The 3,935-nt window shown below is 73.1% G+C and carries 3 protein-coding genes and 2 pseudogenes; 4 read left to right on the forward strand and 1 reads right to left on the reverse strand.

The window, feature by feature from the left end; translation table 11 throughout:
• The 4 genes and pseudogenes from B0E54_RS32120 to B0E54_RS32135 all read left to right on the forward strand — a co-directional run.
• Positions 1 to 906: pseudogene (locus tag B0E54_RS32120) on the forward strand (ATPase); the annotation flags it as partial.
• Positions 903 to 1,307, forward strand: a complete 405-nt coding sequence (locus B0E54_RS32125) for a roadblock/LC7 domain-containing protein (protein ID WP_007455462.1) — start codon at positions 903 to 905, stop codon at positions 1,305 to 1,307. The pseudogene B0E54_RS32120 and the gene B0E54_RS32125, both read left to right, overlap by 4 nt.
• 98 nt (positions 1,308 to 1,405) lie before the next feature.
• The gene (locus tag B0E54_RS32130) at positions 1,406 to 1,780 is read left to right on the forward strand and encodes a DUF742 domain-containing protein (RefSeq protein WP_234591600.1); all 375 of its coding nucleotides are present in this window, start codon (positions 1,406 to 1,408) and stop codon (positions 1,778 to 1,780) included.
• 1 nt (position 1,781) lies between these two features.
• Positions 1,782 to 2,375, forward strand: coding sequence for an ATP/GTP-binding protein (locus B0E54_RS32135; protein ID WP_007455465.1), 594 nt, complete (start codon positions 1,782 to 1,784; stop codon positions 2,373 to 2,375).
• A gap of 269 nt (positions 2,376 to 2,644) precedes the next feature.
• Here B0E54_RS32135 and B0E54_RS32140 read toward each other — a convergent pair.
• Positions 2,645 to 3,935, reverse strand: a pseudogene (locus tag B0E54_RS32140) (transposase); the annotation flags it as partial.

Here is a 3,935-nt window from a genome sequence, read left to right on the forward strand (position 1 = left end):
GAGCGGCTCGCCGCCGCCCTGGACATGACGACGGAGCTGCCCCGGGTGCCGCGCCCCGGCGACCAGCCGAGCACCGCGGCCCAGCAGTCGGCTCCGGCGCCTCAGGCTCAGCCGACCCGAGCCCCGCAGCCTCAGGCCCCGCAGGCCCGAGGCCCGCAGGCTCAGGCCCCGCAGGCCCAGGCGTCGCCGCCGGCGCAGACCCGCCCGGCACCGCAGCAGCCGCAGGCCCAGAACCGCCAGCGGTACGCGGACGAGACCATGGAGCTGCCGATCTTCCGGGAGCTCGAGTCCGCCTGGTTCCGTACCCGCCGTCCGGGTGCGGATGAGGCCGCGGCCGGCGACAAGCCGGCGGCGAACGGCGGTGGCGGTGACGCGACCCAGCAGTTCGCGGCGGTCGAGGCCAACGGTGGGGCAGTCCACAAGACATCACCCGGGACGACAGGTAACACGCCGATGGCAGACACTCCGACGGCCGGAGGAGCGCCGCGGGACAACGGGTCGACAGCGAACGGGGGCGCTCGCCCCGGCCTCGCCGAGAGCCTGCCGAACCGCCGGCCCCAATCGCAGACCAACGGCTGGCAGACCGCCGCCGACGACGGCTGGCGTGCCGCCTCGGCAGCGGCCACCGCGGTGCCGGTGAACGAGACCACCACGACCGGTCTGCCGAAGCGCAAGCCGATGGCGCAGCTGGTGCCGGGCGCGGTGGAGAAGCCCGCCACCTCGGTCCAGCGACGTTCCCCGGAGGCGGTCCGTGGCCTGCTCTCCGCCTACCATCGGGGCGTGCAGCGAGGGCGTAGCACCTCGGACAACCCGACCAGCCCGGAGGCGACTCCGGGAGGGCAGCAATCCTCGCAGTCTGGCTCAGGCCCAGCGGCCGGGAGCGGGCAGAAGGAGCAAGAAGGATGACAACTACGCAGGATCTTGGTTGGCTGCTGGCCAACTTCGCCGACCGGGTGCCCGGTGTCGCACATGCGGTCGCCGTCTCGGCGGACGGCCTGCTCCTCGCGTCGTCACGGGACCTGCCGCGGGACCGGGCAGACCAGCTCGCCGCGATCGCGTCCGGTCTGGTCAGCCTGACCCAGGGGGCGGCCCGCTGCTTCGAGGGAGGCGCGGTGCTCCAGACCGTCGTGGAGATGGACAATGGCTTCCTGTTCCTGATGTCCATCTCGGATGGTTCGTCCTTCGCAGTGCTGGCGGCCCGCAGCTCCGACGTCGGGCAGGTCGGCTACGAGATGGCACTACTGGTCGACCGGGTGGGCGACGCCCTGACCCCGCAGCCGCGCGCGGCCGCGGGCATGCTGGGCTGACGCCTCGCCGATCGTGCGGTCGGCGCAACTGAAACGACAAGAACGACGAGTTCCACCGGTGGGAGCCGGTACGGGGTGCGAAGGAGGTGAGCGGCGACATGGCCGATCGTGACGAACCGACCGGAGCGTTGGTCCGTCCATACGCCGTGACCCGTGGTCGAACCCGTCCCCGGCTCGACATCGCGCTGGAGGCGCTCGTCGAGACGACGGTGCGCGGCCGCACCACTGCCAATGGCAACGGTGGTGGCCGCGAACACCAGTACATCGCCGCGCTGTGTGACGGACGCGTGCAATCGCTCGCCGAGATCGCGGCGCGGATGCAGCTCCCGCTCGGTGTGGCCCGGGTGCTCATCGCCGACATGGCGACGGACGGCCTGGTCGCGGTCCACGAGCCGACCATCCTGGACGACTCCGACGACGCGGTGGGCACTGAACTGCTGGAGAGGGTGCTGAGTGGACTTCGCAGGCTCTGACATGTCGCACCGCCCACCGAACCCGAGTGGGCGCGTGACGTCGGCGAAGATCGTTATCGCCGGTGGATTCGGCGTCGGTAAGACGACGCTGGTCGGCTCGGTCTCGGAGATCACGCCGCTGACCACCGAGGCCATCATGACCTCCGCTGGCGTGGGCGTCGACGACACCCGGCAGGTGCCGGGCAAGACGACGACCACGGTGGCCATGGACTTCGGCCGGATCTCGATCGACCGTGACCTGATCCTGTACCTGTTCGGTACGCCGGGTCAGACCCGATTCTGGTTCATGTGGGACGAACTGGTGCGGGGCGCGATCGGTGCGGTCGTGCTGGTGGACACCCGCCGGCTGGCCGACTGCTTCGCGGCGATCGACTTCTTCGAGCACCGGCGGCTGCCGTACCTGGTGGCCATCAACTGCTTCGACGGGATGCAGTACCACGACCCGCAGGACGTCCGGGACGCCTTGGCGATCTCGAGCGACGTGCCGGTGGTGGCCTGCGACGCCCGTAACCGGGAGTCGACGAAGCACGTGCTGATCTCGCTTGTCGAGTACGTGCTCACCATGCGCCGTACGCGCGCCGTCGCCCCGGCCTGATCGGGACGCTCTCGCGCCCGGTGGTGGCCCTGGCCGCCACCGGGCGCTGAATGCTGCCCGGGGCGCGAACGGCTCGCCTCAAGAGATCTTGGAAGGTGTCGCCCCGGTCTGGGGGCGGCTCCCTCCAAGATCTCTTGCGTTGGTGGGCCGTCCCTCGGGCCGCCCCGCCCGTGTGTGCCCCGGGCCGCTCTGGTTGGCCCCTGAACGCACTTCCGCCCCCAGCCGGTGTCGGACTGGGGGCGGAAGGAACGCGTACGTGAGAGAGACGCTCAGGACTGGTAGCCGGCGGAGCGGTACTCGTACTCCCGGTCGTCGTCGCGGTCCCCGTGGTCGCGGCTGAAGTCCCAGCCACCGGCCGCCTCGCGGCCCGGCCGGCCGCCCACCGCGAACCCGCCGATCTCCTGCCCGCGACGCCAGCCGCGGAAGTAGCCGGTGGTGTTCTCCGCGAGGCTCGCCGCGTCCCGCACTATCCGCAGTGGACGCTCCTCGCGCAGCGGGGAACCCGGGACCAGATTTGCCTGCGGGACGCGCTTCGGCAGCCCGGCGTTGGTCTCGGCGCCCACCGCGGGACGGGCTGCCTGCTCGGCGGCCTGCCACCCGGTGTCGGCAGTGGTCGACCAGTCCAGGTCGGACTCTTCTTCGGTGTGCCCGACGAACCACGCCGACTTGGCCTGGGCGAAGATCAGCAGATCCCCGTCGCCCTCGTCGGCCACCGGCGGCGGCCGGTGCTCGACCGGGGGAGGCCGGTGTTCGACCGGGGGCGGCGGCCGGTGCTCGGCGGCCCGCTCGACGCGGGGCGCCTGACGGTTGTTGCGGGCGGCCTGCTCCCGGTCGACGAGCCGCAGCGGCGGCGTCTCCAGGCGGGGGTCACCGGCGGGCGGGTTGAGCCCTTCCCGCAGTGCCCGGTCCGCCAGCGGCGGCGGCTCGACCAGCCGCAGCATGGGCGGCTCCTGGGGCAGGTCGTCGGCCAGCCAGGGCGGCGTGACGCGACCGTCGGCCCGGCCCGGGTCGGTCGGGGCGTCGACGCGGTTGCTGCCGTACGGGTAGGCGACCGGGTTGTTCGGCGAGCTGTCGGCCGGGTCCTCCGGGTTGTTGACCAGGGGCCAGTTCGCCCGGGAACCTGGGGGCGCCGTCGGCTCCTGACCCGGCCGGGGAGCGGGCACCGGGATGCTGAGGTCGGTGGCGCTGAACCCGCCGGTGGGCGGCTCCTCGACCGGCCGCTGCACGTGGCTCTGCCGCTCGCCGTTGGTCTTCGGGCGGGGCGGAATGACCGTACGCTGCCGCTCGGCCCGCGCGTGGTTGATCGCGGCGGTGGTGAGGGTCGGCCGGAACGGCTCGCCAGCCTCGGCGGGCGGCACGGTGCCCCGCTGGGTCGGCGCGATGGGGGTGATCCCCGGCGGCGGGGGCGGCGGCGACGAGACCGGCCGGTTGGTCGGGCCGTCGATCCGGCTCGGGATGGGCTCGGCCCGCCCGGGAGGCGCCGACACCGGCGGTCCGGCGACCGCTGCCGGTGCGATCGGCGCGGGCGCGACCGGCGGAGGGGTGACCGGAGCAGGGGCG

Origin of the sequence: Micromonospora sp. MH99 (assembly GCF_021442385.1) — a bacterium.
GTDB lineage: Bacteria > Actinomycetota > Actinomycetes > Mycobacteriales > Micromonosporaceae > Micromonospora.